At 70.2% G+C, this 15,295-nt stretch carries 16 protein-coding genes; 5 read left to right on the forward strand and 11 right to left on the reverse strand.

The genetic code is table 11. The features are described from left to right. Window positions 1–11: 11 nt before the first annotated feature. The 4 genes from ABCR94_RS23090 to kilB form a co-directional block, all read right to left on the reverse strand. Window positions 12–2,420: a helicase C-terminal domain-containing protein gene (locus ABCR94_RS23090; protein WP_347121764.1), complete on the reverse strand. Its 2,409-nt coding sequence runs from the start codon at window positions 2,418–2,420 to the stop codon at window positions 12–14. Between the two features lie 206 nt (window positions 2,421–2,626). Beyond that, entirely contained in the window at window positions 2,627–3,160 is a 534-nt protein-coding gene (locus ABCR94_RS23095; protein ID WP_347121765.1) for an HAD domain-containing protein, read from the reverse strand. Window positions 3,161–3,230: 70 nt separating this feature from the next. Beyond that, window positions 3,231–3,947, reverse strand: coding sequence for a DUF2293 domain-containing protein (locus tag ABCR94_RS23100; RefSeq protein ID WP_347121767.1), 717 nt, complete (start codon window positions 3,945–3,947; stop codon window positions 3,231–3,233). 1 nt (window position 3,948) lies between these two features. Then, entirely contained in the window at window positions 3,949–4,407 is a 459-nt protein-coding gene (gene kilB, locus ABCR94_RS23105) for a plasmid transfer protein KilB (RefSeq protein ID WP_347121769.1), read from the reverse strand. Between the two features lie 66 nt (window positions 4,408–4,473). On the opposite strand from kilB, the gene ABCR94_RS23110 reads away from it, so the two are divergent. Further along, window positions 4,474–5,205, forward strand: a complete 732-nt coding sequence (locus ABCR94_RS23110; protein WP_347121770.1) for a DUF7873 family protein — start codon at window positions 4,474–4,476, stop codon at window positions 5,203–5,205. A gap of 431 nt (window positions 5,206–5,636) precedes the next feature. Here the strand turns inward: ABCR94_RS23110 and ABCR94_RS23115 are convergent, their stop codons facing one another. Further along, window positions 5,637–6,293: a cysteine peptidase family C39 domain-containing protein gene (locus ABCR94_RS23115; RefSeq protein WP_347122029.1), complete on the reverse strand. Its 657-nt coding sequence runs from the start codon at window positions 6,291–6,293 to the stop codon at window positions 5,637–5,639. A gap of 214 nt (window positions 6,294–6,507) precedes the next feature. Here ABCR94_RS23115 and ABCR94_RS23120 point away from each other — a divergent pair, with 214 nt between their 5' ends. The 3 genes from ABCR94_RS23120 (at window position 6,508) to ABCR94_RS23130 (ending at window position 8,330) form a co-directional block, all read left to right on the forward strand. After that, a complete protein-coding gene (locus tag ABCR94_RS23120) occupies window positions 6,508–7,005 on the forward strand; it encodes a cupin domain-containing protein (RefSeq protein WP_347121771.1) in 498 nt (165 codons plus the stop codon). A gap of 193 nt (window positions 7,006–7,198) precedes the next feature. Beyond that, window positions 7,199–7,654 carry a hypothetical protein gene (locus ABCR94_RS23125; protein WP_347121773.1) on the forward strand — a complete coding sequence of 152 codons (456 nt, stop codon included), beginning with the start codon at window positions 7,199–7,201 and terminating at the stop codon, window positions 7,652–7,654. A 34-nt stretch (window positions 7,655–7,688) separates the two neighbouring features. Beyond that, a complete protein-coding gene (locus ABCR94_RS23130) occupies window positions 7,689–8,330 on the forward strand; it encodes a nucleoside/nucleotide kinase family protein (protein ID WP_347121775.1) in 642 nt (213 codons plus the stop codon). Window positions 8,331–8,709: 379 nt separating this feature from the next. On the opposite strand, the gene ABCR94_RS23135 is transcribed toward ABCR94_RS23130, so the two are convergent. From ABCR94_RS23135 to ABCR94_RS23150, 4 genes are all read right to left on the reverse strand, one after another. Then, on the reverse strand, window positions 8,710–9,672 hold the full coding sequence (locus ABCR94_RS23135) for a carbohydrate kinase family protein (RefSeq protein ID WP_347122031.1): 963 nt from the start codon (window positions 9,670–9,672) through the stop codon (window positions 8,710–8,712). 155 nt (window positions 9,673–9,827) lie between these two features. After that, window positions 9,828–10,745: a pseudouridine-5'-phosphate glycosidase gene (locus tag ABCR94_RS23140; RefSeq protein ID WP_347121776.1), complete on the reverse strand. Its 918-nt coding sequence runs from the start codon at window positions 10,743–10,745 to the stop codon at window positions 9,828–9,830. A gap of 120 nt (window positions 10,746–10,865) precedes the next feature. Beyond that, the gene (locus ABCR94_RS23145) at window positions 10,866–12,323 is read right to left on the reverse strand and encodes a WGR domain-containing protein (protein WP_347121778.1); all 1,458 of its coding nucleotides are present in this window, start codon (window positions 12,321–12,323) and stop codon (window positions 10,866–10,868) included. 222 nt (window positions 12,324–12,545) lie between these two features. Further along, window positions 12,546–12,827, reverse strand: a complete 282-nt coding sequence (locus ABCR94_RS23150) for a GlsB/YeaQ/YmgE family stress response membrane protein (RefSeq protein WP_347121779.1) — start codon at window positions 12,825–12,827, stop codon at window positions 12,546–12,548. A 104-nt stretch (window positions 12,828–12,931) separates the two neighbouring features. Here ABCR94_RS23150 and ABCR94_RS23155 point away from each other — a divergent pair, with 104 nt between their 5' ends. Continuing rightward, window positions 12,932–13,294, forward strand: a complete 363-nt coding sequence (locus ABCR94_RS23155; RefSeq protein WP_347121781.1) for a cupin domain-containing protein — start codon at window positions 12,932–12,934, stop codon at window positions 13,292–13,294. 2 nt (window positions 13,295–13,296) lie between these two features. Here ABCR94_RS23155 and ABCR94_RS23160 read toward each other — a convergent pair whose 3' ends face one another. Further along, window positions 13,297–14,556 carry an MFS transporter gene (locus ABCR94_RS23160; protein WP_347122033.1) on the reverse strand — a complete coding sequence of 420 codons (1,260 nt, stop codon included), beginning with the start codon at window positions 14,554–14,556 and terminating at the stop codon, window positions 13,297–13,299. A 171-nt stretch (window positions 14,557–14,727) separates the two neighbouring features. Next, window positions 14,728–15,291 carry a methylated-DNA--[protein]-cysteine S-methyltransferase gene (locus tag ABCR94_RS23165; RefSeq protein ID WP_347121782.1) on the reverse strand — a complete coding sequence of 188 codons (564 nt, stop codon included), beginning with the start codon at window positions 15,289–15,291 and terminating at the stop codon, window positions 14,728–14,730. Window positions 15,292–15,295 lie beyond the last annotated feature (4 nt).

Consider the following 15,295-nt stretch of genomic DNA (forward strand, 5'->3'; position numbering starts at 1 on the left):
CTGCCTCCGAGTCACTGCGCCGGCATGACCGCCTGGATGCGGGAGAGCGTGAAGACGCGGTCGTCCTCGCGCAGGTGGCAGTAGGCGTAGAGATACGGCGGGTCGAATTCCAGCTCGCTTACGGTGCGGATGGTGTGGCTGCCGGACTGGGCGACGTACTCGATCGTGAGGGGCTCCTGCTCGTGGATGGCGTGAGCGAGTTGGCGCCTGTCCGTGAGGGAGAGATCCTTCGCGTAGTGATCGAGGATCTCCTCCGTGTCGGTCGCGAAGGGCACACCGTTGTACGGATCCGGGTACGGCTCGCGGTCCGGGGCGGCCAGCAGGGTGCTCGCCAGCTTGAGTGGATCGGGTGGGGTGGAGTGGGGTGTGGTGGTGGTCGTGCGGCGGGGGTGTGGGAGCGGGAGGTGGGTGGCGCGGAGGTGTGGTGGCTTCTCGATGCGGACCGTGCCGTCGGCGGCCTCGGCCACCGGGGCGTAGCCCTCGGCGCGCAGTGCTTCGAGCGTCTTCGCCGGCGAGGTGCGGGACAGCAGGACGGTCGGGGCGAGTTGGCGCAGGCCCAGCTTCGAGAGTGTGCGGTGCGCGGCGATCTCGGCCAGCAGGGGTGGTTCCGTGCTGTGGATGACGCAGGCGGCGGAGGCCAGGCGGATTCGGCCGTGGCGGCGGGCTGTGTCGGTGATCAGGTACGACAGGGGCTGGGGGAGCGGGTTTTCTGCCACGGCGGTGAGGGCGGACTCGATGTCGTCGGCGGTTCGGCCTGCGTCCAGGGCGCGGCGCATCGAGGCAGGGGAGAACCGCCATACGGATGCTGTGCCACGCGCCTCCCGATTCGCCAATGTGTCGAGGAGCGTGGCCAGTTGAGCCGTCGGGGTGCCTGATACGACTGCGGTGAGGTCCGCGCCGATATGAGCCGTCGCGGTCGCCGAGGGGAGAAGACGCGTGGCGCAGGTGCGTACGGCCGAGGTGTCGTCCGACAGCAGTGCCTCGCCGAGCGGTGAGAGCGCACCGCGTGCGAGCACCCCGAGCAGCTCCGCCTCTCGGATGAGTGTGCTGAACGGGGTTGTGTCTTGCGGGAGTTGGTGCGTGAGTGGCCGGTGCCAGGTGATCAGCTCGCCGAGCGCGGCGGACTTCTGTACGCCCTGGCCGGAGGGGAGCCCGGCCGCCGCCGTGAGCAGGCCGTGACGGGCCTGCCGGCAGGAGGCGCACGATGGTGGGCGGTCCAGCGCGGGCAGGGCCTTGCCGTCCTCGTCGCGGGCGCTGGAGGGGGTGAGGCCCAGCATCCACCAGGCGTGGAGGAGTAGCGTCAGCCGCTCGGCCGGTTCCTGCTCGGACCAGGCGTCGTACGCCACGGTGACCGGGGTCCGGTCACCGTCGTGGGCCAGCAGCCCGGCTGCGTACGCGCACTCCAGTGCGAGGCGTACCACTGGCTCCTCGCACTGTGTCACCTTGCCGATACGAGCCAGCTCACGGGCGCCGACTCCGCCGGACTTCAGCCGGGCCGGGGGGCGTCCCGCGCACTCGGCGAGCAGCGTGGCGGCCTGCCCGGCAAAGGCGGTGGCAGCTGCGGTTGCCTCCCGCCCGACCTCGGCCGCGGTGAGCTCTGCGAGCGCCGGCTCGGGCGGGGCCGGGGCAAAGGGGGCGTGCCAGCCGGGGCCGCGCAGAGCCAGGGACACCTCGGCGGGCATCCGGGCAGGCTCGTACCCGTACCCGGGCTTGACCAGCAGGGCCCGGTCCAGAGCCCAGCGCTCGGCGGTGTCCGGTCGCGGGGATCCGTGCATGGTCGGCGCCGGTGGCTCCTGTGTGGGATCGGCGTGCTGCTCCAACAGGCGGCGGGCGCGCGCGGGTGCGGCGGCGAGCAGCGTTGCGAGCCGGTTCGCGTCGCTGTGGTGCTCCAGCAGGGCCGCGAGCCGCTGCGGCTTGGTGCCCGGCGGGTTGATGTTCAGGGTGGTCAGGATCGTGCGCAGTTCCTCGGAGGTTCTGTTCGTCAGTAGCTCGGCGAGTCCGGGATGCAGTCCGAGCGGTGACTCCCACGCGGTGCGCAGGGGCGTCACCATGCGCAGATCGCCCTGGCTGTCCCGCCACACCAGGGCAAGGTCTGTCAACTGTCGTAATGCAGAGTCGAGTTCGGGAGTCAGTGCGTCTGATGTTGCGTCGAGAAGTTCGGCGAGCTCCGTGCGGGACACGGGAGGAGGGAGCACGGCCAGCGCCTCGGCTGTCTGGAGAGCGGGCAGCGTCAGGCGCGGGAGCGCCAGCGCCACCGAGGCGGGGCGCTGCAGCCGGTCGGCGAGCTCGCCCAGCGTGCGCGGTTCGGGAGAGCGTACGGCGTCGGGGCGTGAGGCGAGTACGAGGCGGAGGCGGTTCGGGGTGAGAGTGCGCAGCCATGCTGTCAGCGGTGAGCCGTGGGACGTGTTGATGGAAATCACCTGACCGTGATGCGTCGCCCGACGTGCTGTGCGGGCGGGGCGAGTTGGCAGGAATCACGGTATCGGACCCGAGGGGGCCCCAGGATCGTGGCGGCTGATCGGCCCGAGGGCCCCAGGATCGTGTCGACTGGGTGGCTGGTGAAGTCGTCGTACCCCGCCCTGGTAGGGAAGTTCGACGGGTCGGGTCGCGCTCAAGGCCGGCATGGTCAGAGGTGTTCGGCCCAGCGCGTCAGCGTGGCGAAGTCCGCCTTCCGCAGGCCGTTTCGCGGATGGATGCGCAGCAGCAGCGCCGGAGCGTCATGGTGGGCTGCGACATACGCCGTGTCCAGGTCCGTGATCATGTCGTCCACCCAGACGAACGGGCGTCCCGCCGCCCACTTCAGGAGTGGGCGGGTCTTCCAGTACAGCCCGTCCGGGTCCTTCGCGAACAGCTCCGGCCACTCGATCACCGGGAGGGCGTCAGGCAGACCGATGACCGGGGCGATCATGTGATTCGCCTCGTGCATCCACGTGGTGGCCCAGACCAGCTCGTACGGGAGCGCCGAGAGGCGCGCCCCGTGTCCGGGGTGCAGGTAGATGCGCAGGCCGCGGCGGTGGGCGCGGGAGCCGGGGGTCTGGCGGGACAGCCAGTTGGCCGGGTGGAGGCGGTGGGTGGTGTAGCCGCGCAGACGGGGGAAGCGGGCGAAGTACGGGTTCAGCGGGCCGTCCACGTCCAGGAGCAGCAGGGGGCGATCTTTCATGACGGACATGCAGGAGAACTGCCCATTGTGGAGGCTGATCACGTGCCGATGAGGGGCTGTTCAGAGTTGGTCACACGTTGTGCCGGTCGGCGGATCCAGGGCTACGGCGGGGAGGGTTAGGCCGCCGCCAGGCGACCAGCACCGCCTCGATCGCCCTCGCCACTCGCCCCCGCGCCTCGTTGCGTCGTACGCCGCTCATCAGCAGCACGTCGTACGCCGTGTCGTCGTGCCGTACGGCCGCCCGCACCGCGGCCGTCACCGCGCCCTCGTCCAGTGAGCGGCCCGCCGCGCTGCGGCCCACCCGGCCGCTGCCCCGGAGCGAGGTGTGCGCGGCGACCGCCGCGGCACGGTCCTGCGGGCAGGACGGGAACAGGCGCAGGATCTCCGCGGTCAGGGCGGCGGTGAAGCGGACGTCCTCGGTCGCGCGGCGTGCCGCGTCCCGTTCGCGGCGGCGGGCGCGGGCGTCGGCGTCCGCCAGGCAGGCGGCCTCCGCCCGGAGCAGTGCCTGCTCCTCGACGAGGATGCCCTGGCGTTCGTAACGCGTACGACGGCTGTTGTGGCGCAGGACGACCGCCCACAGCGAACTGGCCTCCCTGGCCCGGCGCGTGAGGGCCGCGTTGCCGCGCGGGAGGTAGCTGAGGTGGCCGAGATCCGCGCAGTCCAGGCAGTACGGGGCGTTGTACTCCAGGACGAGGAGAAGAGGGAGCGGGCCGTCGTGGCACTCGGCGCAGTGCAGCCGGGGTTCGCGTGGCTGGATGACGACGACCGGTGGTTCGGCGCCAGCCATGTCAGCGCACCCCTGGCGCCGCCGCCTCGATGAACGCGCGCACCGCGTCGCGCGCCTCCTCCGAGCGCATCGCGCGCTCCGGCTCGTCCGTCGCGTCGTGCATGGAGTTCGTGGCCTCGAATGCCGAGGACGCCAGCCGTACGGCCACACCGTCGTCGCACACCAACTGGACGCGGAACAGCGCCTGGTGTGCGGAGGAACGTAATCGGTACGACTCCATGCGGCTCGTTTCCGCCTTCTCGCTGCCGGGCGCCTCCGACTTTCGGTGCCAGCGGTCGTTCTGGCCGCGGCGGTAGTCGACGACCGCTCCCGCGAACGCGCTGTACGCGGAGATCCGCTCCTGGCGGAGTTGCTCGACGCGGGCGAGAGTGGCGCCGCGCTCCGCTGTCTGACGTTGGAAGAAGTGCGTCGCCAGCGAACCGAGAAGAGTGCCTATGACTGCGATGAGTGCTGTCTCCACAGTGCTTACTCCCATTGAGTGCTTAATCGTTCGGAAGATGCGGGCGATCTTGCTAACGTCATGGCCGTGGCGAAACTTAATCAGATCATCGCGGTGGAGAAAGGCGTCAAGTCCAAGGCGCAGCAGGACCTGACGGCGGCCCATCATGGGCTCCAGAAGCCGGCGCTGCTCGCGGGCATCTCGCGTACGTACCAGCCGAAGGACGAAGAGGGCGAGCAGCTTCCGCCCGAGTCCACGCGGGTCCAGGTCAAGGCCGAGGATGTGCTGCGCGAAACCGCGAAGACGCTGACGAGGCTCTTCGATGTGACCGCCACCAAGGACTGGGCCAACTGCGAGGCCCGCGCCGATGTGACCGTCGACGGGCGGGTGCTCGTGAGCGCGGTCCCGGTGTCCTATCTCCTGTTTCTGGAGAAGCAGTTGACGGACATCTATGCCTTCGTGCGGAAGCTTCCCCTGCTCGACGCCTCCGAGGCGTGGGCGCTCGATCCGTCGACCGACGACTGGAAGACGGATGCGGTACGAACCCTTCGTACGAAGAAGGTGCCGCGCAACCACGTGAAGGCCGAGGCGACCGAGAAGCACCCGGCGCAGGTCGAGGTGTACTACGAGGACATCCCGGTCGGGTACTGGACGACCGTCAAGTTCTCCGGTGCGCTGACGGCCCGGCGCGTGAACGACGTGCTGGAGCGCGTGGAGAAGCTCCAGCAGGCCGTGAAGTTCGCCCGCGAGGAGGCGAACGGCGCCGAGGTCACCGACCAGCGGGTGGGCGATGCCGTCTTCGGCTACCTGTTCGGGTAGCCTCATCAACTCCCCGACCGCCATTGCGCGGTTGGGGTGCGCGAAGAGCGCAAGCTGAAACTGAAGTTCGTCGTGACTGCGCGGTACCGGCTTCGGGCCGCGTTCAATCTCAGACTCTTGCTCCAGACTCAGCATTCGCCGCCGATCGCCGTACCAACCGGGCCCGGGCCCATGCGCGTCGAGTTGCCGGTTCAATTCCGGCCCGCGGAGCTTCGATCCGCGGTGGTCCAAAGGCAGGACGCGGCGACATTACGACTGATCCGGTCCCTTCAACGGGCGGCGCATCAACCAGGTGGCATCAACAGGGCTCGGGGGCCGGCTACGCCCCCGGGCCCGCCTCCTTTCCCCACTGCCGTTCCCTGCTGCCGTCCCGTGCTGTCGTCCCGTGCTGTCGTTCCCTGCTGTCACGCCGGCGCGCTTCGTCCGTGCGTTCAGGCAGTGCGCTTCGCCGCTCCGGCGAAGGAGACTCCTCGGCCCGCGAAGAAGCGCTCGAAGGTGGCGAGAGGGAGATCCGCCGCCCGTGAATGAGGGGTCGTGCCCGAAGGGTTGTGGAGGTGGACGCCCTCTCCGTCCGGCGTACGGGCTGTGATCAGCACCAGATGGCCGCCCCGGCCGGGCGCGGGGCGGTCCGGGTTGCGGATTTCGTAGTGGACCGATGCCATCACCGTCCGGCCCTCGTCCAGTAGTTCAAGGATCTCCGCCGGGGCGAGACGGCGGTGGACGGTGGTCGGCAGCGCGTGCGCCTCTTCGGCGTACGTCGCGAGCGGGGCGTAGATCATGCCGTGGATCGCCCCATCCGCGTCCTCCGTGTACGCCCCGTACTTCAGCGCGCCGTCCCGCAGCTCGAAGAGCGAGGGGGCGGGAGTCGGCGACACCCTGCCGAGCGCCATCCGCAGGCACGTCATGCCGCACAGATGCCCGCACCACCGGCCGTAGTCCTCGACCGTCGCCGCGCCCGAGGACTCCCACGCCGGGTCGGCAGCCGGGTCCAGGCCGTCGTACACGATCTGCTCGATCAGGTGCGGGGAGGCGAACTGGGTGTGGATGGAGGTGTTGCAGGTAGTGCAGGTGTTGCAAGTGGAGTACATGGGGCCTGTGCGGCTGGTGAGGTGGTTGGGGCTGGTGAGATCGGCCATTCGCGGGTATCCACTCAGAAACGGTCGATACGACTGATCGCCGCATCCGGATCGTCAGGGTACGGTGAGGCGATTTTGGCGACAATGGGAGCAGCAAACGGTAGCCGCGGCAGCAGGGGGCGTGAACCGGGATCCCTTGCCCGCGCCGGGAGTTGAGGGGATTCCGATGAGGTTCACGGAACTTGTGGGACAGGGCGGGCGGCAGGGACCGATGCGCAAGGCCATGGTCCTGATCGGGGGCGTGGCCGCGCTCGGCATGGTGCCGTCAGCCGCGCTCGCGACACCCGGCAGCGGAGTGACCGGCACGGTCCTGGCCACCGGCACCTCCGCCGAGACGCTGAAGGTGAAGACCAAGGGGCCCGTCGATGTGGTCGTACGTACGATCACCATCGCGCCGGGCGGATCCACCGGCTGGCACCATCACACCGGGCAGCTGATCGCCGTCGTACAGCAGGGCACGCTCACCCGGACGCTCCAGAACTGCTCCGTGGAGAGGACCACCGCGGGTCAGTCCTTCATCGAGCCCTCCGGCGCCAAGCACCGGCACATCGGCCGCAACCTGGGGAGCACTCCGGTCGTGCTGTACGTGACCTACATGCTGCCCGCCGGCAGTCCGCTCTCCGTCGACTCGGACGCACCGGGCTGCGCGGCGGGGAAGAAGTAGAGCGGGGCTTGCGGGGCTTGCGGGAGCGGGACGCGCGGGCAGGTTAAGCGCGGGGAGTGGTGCGCGCGGGCGGTCGGGTGAGGCGGGCGGTCGGGTGAGGCGGGTGGAGGCGGGTGGAGGGGGGAGGTGGTCGGGCGGATGAGGTGGGTGGCGAGGTCCAGCGGTTTTGGGGGCTCCGGCTAGGGTCGGCTCCATGACTTCCGATCTCTGGGCCGCACTACCCGCCTCCGTACGCGAGCACGTCGACGAACTCGTCGTCCAGGGGCGATCGGTCCAGGCCGTCTTCGCCATCCGCTCCTCCGGGGTCGAACCCAGGCCCGGTCTTCGCGGCTGCCAGGCCCTGGTCGCCGAGCGGAGCGCCGCGCTCGCGGACCGCATCGGACCCCCGTCGCTGCGCGACGTGGACACGCTCGCAACCGAGGCCGCCGCACTGCCGGGACCCGTGGTGGCCGTCGAGGCGGACTGGCACAGTGACGACCAGGGGTGGTTCGTGCGGCTGTTCGCGGTCATGGCCGACCCGGCGGACACGCACTGCCTGGCGCACGTCCGGCACGACCTGGGGACCGAGCAGGCGGACGTGACGGCGGCCGGGCAGGAGCTCGCACAGCGGTTCGGGGTGCCGTTCCGCTTCGTGGGAGCGCCTGAATGACCGCGTTGTCCCGGGCGGCTCGGATGGTGTAGCCGTGCGGGTCGAAGCGATCACCTGGGAACGTCTGACCGACGCTCTCGCCGACCACCTCGCCGCACTGAAACCGGCGGACGGCGGCCCTTGGCTCAAGGCCGCCGTCGACGGCGCGCCCGCCGCCCGCACGGCGGAGACGGCCGAGCACCTTGCCGAGGCCCTGCGGCTGCGCGGCCACACCGTCCTCGTGGTCGATACGGAAAGCTTCCTGCGGCCCGCCTCGCTGCGTTTCGAGTACGGCAAGCAGAACCCGGACGCCTACTACAGCGGTTGGTTCGACACCGGCGCCCTGTGGCGCGAGGTCTTCGGCCCGCTCGAACCGGACGGCAGCGGGCGAGTCCTTCCCGATCTCTGGGACCCCGCCACCGACCGGGCGACGCGCAGTCCGTACGTACAGCTGCCGCCCGGCGGTGTGCTGTTGCTGCACGGACCGCTGCTCCTCGGGCACTGGTTCCCGTTCGACCTCACCGTGCACGTACGGCTGTCGCCCGGCGCACTCGTGCGGCGCAGCGGCGAGAGCGAACGCTGGACCCTGCCGGCCTTCGCCCGCTACGAGGAGGAAGTGGCCCCCTCGCAAGCGGCCGACGTCCTCGTCCGGGCCGACGACCCACGCCATCCCGCCTGGACGGGCCTCGACCGGTAGACGCACCAGTTGCACCCGGCCAACACACCGGTCACAGAAGGCTGTTCCCGCCTGCCTACTTGTTCGTGACCGGGTGATACCGCACGTTCACTGCGGCCGAGGGGTCGTCGCCGTTGACGGCGGCCTTCAGCCCGATCCGGACCGCCTCGGCCACATCGCAGGTCAGGAAGGTCACGCCCTCGGTGGGCGGCGCGTCTTCGGGGTGGTGCGTGAGGATGAATACCGGTCCGTCCCATGCGTCGACTTCGTTCGGTTCGACCGTGGTCAGGTCGCGGGTCGCGGGGCGTGAGTTGTGAGTCGTAGGCCGTAGGCGTGGGCCAACCTCCCGGCCGGGTACAACTAGCCGCAGTATCCGCAACGCAGGCCCGGCCGCCGTCGTTCAGCCGGACCCGGGCGGGTCGGTGTTCTCTCGGAAGGGTGGCCGTCCGCCGATCACTGTCACCGCGTGTGCCCCAGCCCGGCAGCCTGCCGCTGCGGCCATTTCGTCTCCCTTCGAGCCGCCCGCACCGCCGAGACGTGCGGCCAGAAACGCACCGGTGAACGCGTCGCCCGCGCCCGTCGAGTCCGCCGCCCTCGCCGGGACGGGCGGGATACGGGCCGTGACACCTCCGAACGACGCGAGCAGCGCCCCATCGGCGCCGAGGGTAACGGCCACGAGCGGGAAGTACCGGCTCAACTTCGCCGCCGCGTCGTGCGGTTCCGGTAGACCGGTGAGCAGGCAGGCCTCGTCGGCATTGGGCAGCAGTACGTCCGCCCCCGCCACCGCGTCCAGGAACCGGTCCACTCCCAGGCCGGAGATGAAGCCCACCGACGCCGGGTCCACACTCACCGTCACCCCGCGTTCCCGAGCCGCCCGCAGGGCCAGGCGAGCCGTCGCCCGGCTCGTGTCGGAGAAGAACAGATACCCGGAAAGGTGGAGATGGGTGATGCCGTCGAGAAGGGACGGGGACCAGTCGGCGGGGGAGAGGCGAAGGGCCGCGCCGTTGTCGGAGAGGAACGTGCGCTCGGCGGTGGCGTCGACGAGAGAGATGACGGTGCCGGTTGGCGCCTCGGCGTCGAGGACAAGATGGGGTCGCACGCCCGCGCGCCGGAGCCGCTCCTGGTGCCAGGCCGCCGAGTCCGTGCCGACCCGCGCGAGGATCCGTACGTACGCGAGGCCCGAATACGCAGCCCAGCACGCTGCGTTGGCGCCGGCTCCGCCCGGCAGGGTCCTGATCTCGGCCGCCGTGTCGGTCGCGGGCGCAAGAGGTCCGCGATGGCGAGCCACGACGTCGGTCACCACATCGCCAACCACCAACAGCCCGCGTTCCGCACCCGCGCCCTCCGCACCCGCGCCCTCCATTCCATGGATCTCCGCGCCGTCGCTCTCCGCACGGCGCCTCTCCATGCCGCCGCCCTCCATGCTGCTGCCCTCAAGGTCGCCTCCCTCAGGGCCGTCGCTGTCCTCGCAGCCGTACTCCGCTCCGCGTCCTTTCATGTGGGGGATCTCTACGCCGCTCACGCCGGTGACCACACGGCCGCGATCTCCGCCGCCAGTCGCACATTGCTCCGCACCGCCGCCAAGTTGGCCTCCAGCGAAGCTCCTTCGGTGTGCCGAGCCAGGTAGTCCAGCAGGAATGGGGTGACGGCCTGCCCAGCGATCCCGCGCTGACCGCACTCGGTCAGCGCGTCAGCCAGGACCCGGTCGTGCAGTGCCGGATCCAGTTGCTCGGACTCCGCCACGGGGTTGGCGACAAGCAGCGCGGCTTCCGGGCCGCCGAGTGCGTCCTGGGCCCGCATCACCGCCACCACCTCGCCGGGCGTACGCACCGTCCAGTCCACCGGCTCGCCCGAACTGCTCAGATAGAAGCCCGGAAAGTACTCCGTGCCGTATCCGAGGATGCCGACCCCGAGCGTCTCCAGCCGCTGCAACGTCGCCGGAACATCGAGGATGGACTTCACCCCCGCGCACACCACCGTGATCCGCGTCCGCGCGAGGAGTCCCAGATCCGCCGACTCGTCCTGGGTAGTGGTCCATTCGCGGTGCACGCCCCCGAGCCCGCCCGTCGCGAAGACCCGCAGACCTGCGCGTGCGGCCAGCAACGCCGTCGCCGACACGGTCGTCGCCCCGCTCGCGCCCGCCGCAACGGCCGGCGCGAGATCGCGGTGTCCCAGCTTGCGCACCGAGTCGTCGTTCGCCACCCGCTCCAGCTGGGCCTTGTCCAGCCCGATACGTGCCTTGCCGTCGAGGACGGCAATGGTGGCAGGAACAGCGCCTGCGGTACGTACCACCTCCTCCAGCTCTTCCGCGACGCGCAGATTGCGCGGGCGCGGCAGTCCGTGCGCGATGATCGTCGATTCCAGGGCGACCACGGGACGACGCTGCTCCAGCGCCTCCCGTACTTCCTCGGACAGCAGCAGCGTGGTGTCAGGCATGCTCCATCCTTGGCACACGCGTACGGCCCGCAAACCTCGCCACTAGAGCCTCGGCAGGCTCCCATCGGCTAACACGTCCCAAAATGAGGCGAGTTGACGATGGGCGGTGGTCCGACCGCCCTACACCAGGCGCCTTATCTCGCCCCGCACCCGGTAGAAGCCGCCCTGCGACGTGTGTAGCGCGTCGACGACGTATCGGGTGCCGAGCTGACGCATGGAGCGGGGGAACTGGACGTTCCAGGACGGCTCGTAACCCTCGGACACGACGTGGACCCGCATCCGGCCCCCCTCCTGGACGCATTCGACGACCACCCCGGCCCCCGGCGCGGGCACCACGCTGACCGTCGCGATGGACGCCGTCGGCATATAAGTGGGCAGCGCTGCCGCCTGCTTGATGTCCATGGCGACCGGCACCGAGCCGGACTGGGCGGCGGAGATCGCAGCCTCACTTGCGTCGATGCAGGCCAGCGAGCCGTCGGTGGTCACTATGTAGAGCTTCTCGTCGCGGTACTGCATGGACAGGGCCGAACCACCGCCCGTACCGAGCTTCCACAGCCGGGTCCCGTCCGCATCGAAGCAGTAGACGGAGGAGGACGAGTCGCCCGCGAAGACATAGCGGCCGCCGGGGGAGGTGGCGCAGGAGTACACCGACGAGTCGCACTGGTACCTGGCCTCGATACGACCTGAGGCCTTGGACAGCCGCTCGACGACCCGCCGACCGGTGCCCGCGTACACCGCGGCGTCCTCCTGCCAGCCGAACAGCACGTTCCCCGTAGTGGCTGTGTGCCACAACTCGCCGCTGCCGTCGGTCGCGTAGGCCGTCACTCCGCGCGTGTGCCCGTGGTAGACGGCTTCCTCGTCCGCCCGCACCATCCAGGCGCTGCCGCCCGTCGAGCGGCGCGACCACTGGAACTCGTCCTCGTGGTCGATCACGGTAAGTCCGCCGTTGCGGTCCGCGACATTCAGGACGCCCTCGTGGATGTCCAGCCAGAAGATGTCGACGTCTTCCGCGATCTCGTACGCCGCGAACGGCAGCTTCGACGACAGGTCGTACACCCTGCCGTCGTCACAGCCCGCGTAGATCCAGAAATCGTCCGCGACCAGGCACTTCACCCCGTCGGGCAGCTGATACCTGGCCAGCACCTCGCCGTCGTGACCCAGGGTGTAAACATCGCCGTTCTGATTGCCCACCCAACAACGGTCCTCCTCGATGTGGATTCCGAGGGCAGTGGCGCCGGTGCGGAACCGCCACAGCACCGGGGCCGTCGCGCGGGCCGTGGACGGCGCCGAAGCGACCTGGCGGCGCGACACGGCGCGGGCCGCCCGCTGCCCCTGTATCGCGGGCGCGTACCCCTTGCGCACCTTCTCGCCGACCTTCTTCGCCGCTGCGGCCTTCGCCTTCTCCGCGCTCGGGAACGTCGATGTCTGGTACTGGCCGTCCGCACCGATCCTTCCGTAACGCACCGACACCGTCAGCCCGTCAACGGTCACTTCATAGAACTTGTGCGCCCCGCCGTCGTCCTGCGACAGCTCCAGATACGTTGTCTCCCGCGCAACCCGCGTCCGAGCAGCAGACATGGCACACCCCTCCACAAGGACCGGCCGGTGCAGCCGATCTCGACTGATTCCAAGGTAGAGCCAGCCACTGACAATTGGTCTTGGAGCCAGCCGGAGCCGGTCGAGCCGTGTGTGCGGCGGCCGGGCAGGATGCCGCAACTGCTCACGATCCAAGGAGTGTTGGGCGCGCTGGAGGGGGAGGAGGGAGGCACGCAGGGCGCTGCGGCTCCCGCAGGGGCTTCTCTAACGGTGGTGGGTGCGCCTACTGCCCGACTTCGCCCGGTCCAGTACGGCCACACCGATCGCCGCGAGGCCGATCTGGATCAGCCACTCGACCCAGTCGACACCGTCCGTGTCGGACACGTCGAAGCCCTGGGCGATCGCCGTGCCGAGCAGCGCGGCCGCGATCCCCACCAGAATCGTCCACAGGACGCCGACATGCTGACGGCCGGGCAGGACGAGCCGGCCCAGGATTCCGATGATGACGCCGATCACGATCGCGCTGAAGATGCCCGAGATCTCCATGCTTCTCTCCTCGCAGAGGGGGTGTGCCGGGCCGAGTGCCCCGTATCGCGCGATGTACGCCTCGCTGCTGAGCGCCCGGCAGCGTCCGGCTAAGGTGTCGCGCCATGACGACAATCGATCAAGCTCCCGCATCCTTCACCGTGCACATCCCGGACGCCGAACTGGAGCCCGAACCGCTCGCCCCGGAGCAGATCGTCTCCGGCGAACCGGCGGTGACGGGCAAGTTGCTGTGGGAGTCCCCCGATGGCAAGCAGCTTCGCGGCATCTGGCAGATCACGCCCGGCGTGGTCACCGACATCGAGGCCAACGAGCTCTTCGTGGTGGTCAGCGGGCGCGCCACCGTGCAGGTGGAGGGCGGCGCGACCCTGGAGATCGGCCCGGGTGACGCATGTGTGCTGCGCGAGGGCGACCGTACGACGTGGACCGTGCACGAGACGCTGCGTAAGGCCTACCACATCAGTCTTTGACCTCAGTCTTTGACCTCAGTCTCGACCTCGGTCGTGACGGGACTCCTCGTCGAGCGGCGGGCGGCGAGCAGAGCGAGCGTGGCCATCGGCAGGAGCAGACAGGCGCCGATCGCGTTGAGCCAGCCGTAGCCCGCCTGCGAGACGATGAGGCCCGCGGCCGCGCCACCGATGCCCGCTGCCGTGTTCATCGTCAGGTCCGACAGTCCCTGGACCGCGGCGCGGGCCTGCTGCGGAACCGAGTCGGTGAGCAGTGCGGATCCCGAGACCAGGCCCGCGGACCAGCCGAGACCCAGCACGAACAGACCTGCGGCGGTCTGCGCGTGGCTCGGGCCCGCGGTGCCGGCCAGCAGCGCGGCGAAGCAGAGCAGCCCGGCCGCGAGGCCGATGACCGCGAGGCGGCCGACCCGGTCGGACAGCCAGCCCATGACCGGCGAGAACGCGTACATACCGGCGATGTGACCGCTGATGACGAGACCGACCAGTTCGAGTCCGGCCCCGTGGTGCCCCAGGTGCACGGGGGTCATCACCATGATCGAAACCATGACGGTGTGTGTGACGGCCACGGTCACCAGGGCGAGCCGGGCCTGCGGGGAGGCCTTGACCGCCGCGATGCCCGCGCGCAGCGAGCGGCCCTGTGCGGACTGGGACTCCGGCGGGGCCAGGGCCCGCGCGGTGAGGAGGGGGTCGGGGCGCAGCAGCACCGCGACCACCAGGCCCGTGATCAGGAAGATGCCGGCAGCCCACAGGAACGGCCCCGCCGTCTGCGGGATGGACGTTCCGGCGAAGCCGCGGCCCGCGGGGGCCGCGATGTTGGGGCCGAGGACGGCGCCGATCGTCGTCGCCCAGACGACCGTCGAGATCGCGCGGGCGCGCCGGTCCGGCGGGGCCAGGTCGGCGGCGGCGAACCGGGCCTGGAGGTTGGCCGAGGACGCGGCGCCGAAGCCCGCCATGCCGAGCAGCAGCAGTGGGAAGTTCTCGATGACGGCGGCGAGCACCACGAGCCCCGCGCCCAGTGCCCCGATCAGATAGGCCAGGACGAGCCCCGGACGCCGGCCGCGTGAGGTCATCAGGGCGGCCAGCGGTATGGAAAGCAGTGCCGTACCGGCCACGGAGGCGGTCGGCGCCAGCCCGGACAGAGCCTCGGTGCCGCTGATCTCCGTTGCCAGGACGGGGGCGAGCGCGATACCGATGGGGACGCCGAGGCCGCCCAGGATCTGGCTCACGATGAGCACGGCGGTGGTACGCCGCTGGAGCGTCCGCACAGCCTCGGGCCCGAGCGCGGCCGCTGCCGTGCCCGCCTTGCCGGCGGGGTCGCCGGTCGCCTTGTCGGTCGTAGTCACCGCCGAAGTGTGCCAGTCCCGTACGTACGCACGAAACTGGATATGGCCCGGCACTCGGAACAGAGATTTCTTCAGGTCGGAACGGAGATTTCCTCAGAACAGCGGGCGGGGCAGTACCCCTTCCAGAGCCAGCAGCACCCGCTTGGTCTCCAGGCCGCCCCCGAACCCGCCGAGACCGCCGTCGCTCTCCACCACACGGTGGCAGGGCACCACCACCGGCAGCGGGTTCGACCCCATCGCCGCTCCCACGGCCTGCGCCGCGCCAGGCTGTTCCACGCGCCTTGCCAGCTCTCCATAGCCGACCACCGCGCCGTACGGAACGCCGGTCGCCAGCTCCCTGAGAACCTGCCGGTTGAACCCAGAGGTCAGCGACCAGTCCAACGGCAGATCGAAGTCGCGCAGCTCGCCCGCGAAGTAGGCAGCGAGCTGCCGTATGGGCTCGGCCAGCCGGGCGGAGCCGGGTGCCTCGGCCACCTCGGCGCCCAGCTGTGCCCGCAACTGCGCGAGAGCCTTCCGTTGTACGGCGGGATCGGCGTGGAAGACCACGCTCACCAGTCCCTCGCCGGTGGCGGCGAGCAGCAGCGACCCGATGTCGGTGTCGCCGCTGCCGATCACGGCCCACTCCACGAACTGCCCGTCCTGCTCGTCGCTGCTCATGCGA

Source organism: Streptomyces changchenzhani (assembly GCF_039766235.1).
Lineage (GTDB): Bacteria > Actinomycetota > Actinomycetes > Streptomycetales > Streptomycetaceae > Streptomyces.

Coding starts and splice junctions, on each gene's coding strand:
- ABCR94_RS23140 (WP_347121776.1), bottom strand. CDS start 10,745: ATGCCTGACACCACGCTGCTGCTGTCCGAGGAAGTACGGGAGGCGCTG.
- ABCR94_RS23100 (WP_347121767.1), bottom strand. CDS start 3,947: ATGGCTGGCGCCGAACCACCGGTCGTCGTCATCCAGCCACGCGAACCC.
- ABCR94_RS23120 (WP_347121771.1), top strand. CDS start 6,508: ATGAGGTTCACGGAACTTGTGGGACAGGGCGGGCGGCAGGGACCGATG.
- ABCR94_RS23150 (WP_347121779.1), bottom strand. CDS start 12,827: ATGGAGATCTCGGGCATCTTCAGCGCGATCGTGATCGGCGTCATCATC.
- ABCR94_RS23115 (WP_347122029.1), bottom strand. CDS start 6,293: ATGTACTCCACTTGCAACACCTGCACTACCTGCAACACCTCCATCCAC.
- ABCR94_RS23135 (WP_347122031.1), bottom strand. CDS start 9,672: ATGGAGGGCGCGGGTGCGGAGGGCGCGGGTGCGGAACGCGGGCTGTTG.
- ABCR94_RS23145 (WP_347121778.1), bottom strand. CDS start 12,323: ATGTCTGCTGCTCGGACGCGGGTTGCGCGGGAGACAACGTATCTGGAG.
- ABCR94_RS23155 (WP_347121781.1), top strand. CDS start 12,932: ATGACGACAATCGATCAAGCTCCCGCATCCTTCACCGTGCACATCCCG.
- ABCR94_RS23165 (WP_347121782.1), bottom strand. CDS start 15,291: ATGAGCAGCGACGAGCAGGACGGGCAGTTCGTGGAGTGGGCCGTGATC.
- ABCR94_RS23095 (WP_347121765.1), bottom strand. CDS start 3,160: ATGAAAGATCGCCCCCTGCTGCTCCTGGACGTGGACGGCCCGCTGAAC.
- ABCR94_RS23125 (WP_347121773.1), top strand. CDS start 7,199: ATGACTTCCGATCTCTGGGCCGCACTACCCGCCTCCGTACGCGAGCAC.